The sequence below is a fragment of the Pseudoalteromonas aliena genome (assembly GCF_038155085.1).
GTDB classification, from domain to species: Bacteria; Pseudomonadota; Gammaproteobacteria; order Enterobacterales; family Alteromonadaceae; genus Pseudoalteromonas; species Pseudoalteromonas aliena_A.
The window spans coordinates 1-211 of record NZ_JBAKAU010000266.1 but is presented as its reverse complement, the minus strand read 5'-3'; the positions used below and the strand labels follow the sequence as shown (position 1 = coordinate 211).

The following is a 211-nucleotide window of genomic DNA, read 5'->3' as shown; positions in this document are numbered from 1 at the left end:
CTACCGTCACAGATGTAACTGCAGTTCCTTTGATATTAGTAGCAACATCAAGTCCGGCTTCTGTTTTTCTTGTTGGATATTTTCCAGTCGACGCATATGTTTCTATAACAGCAGCTTTTGCACCAGCTGATAAGCTCATACCTTCACTTACATGTGCTCGTTTGGTGTAATCTTGGTATTGCGGTAATGCAATTGCAGCCAAAATACCGAT

Annotated in this window: 1 protein-coding gene; it reads right to left on the bottom strand. The window is 41.2% G+C overall.

All coding sequences use genetic code 11. From position 1 onward, the window contains the following. On the bottom strand, window positions 1-211 hold a 211-nt coding region (locus tag V6260_RS19340; protein ID WP_341595628.1), incomplete at both ends, for a pilin.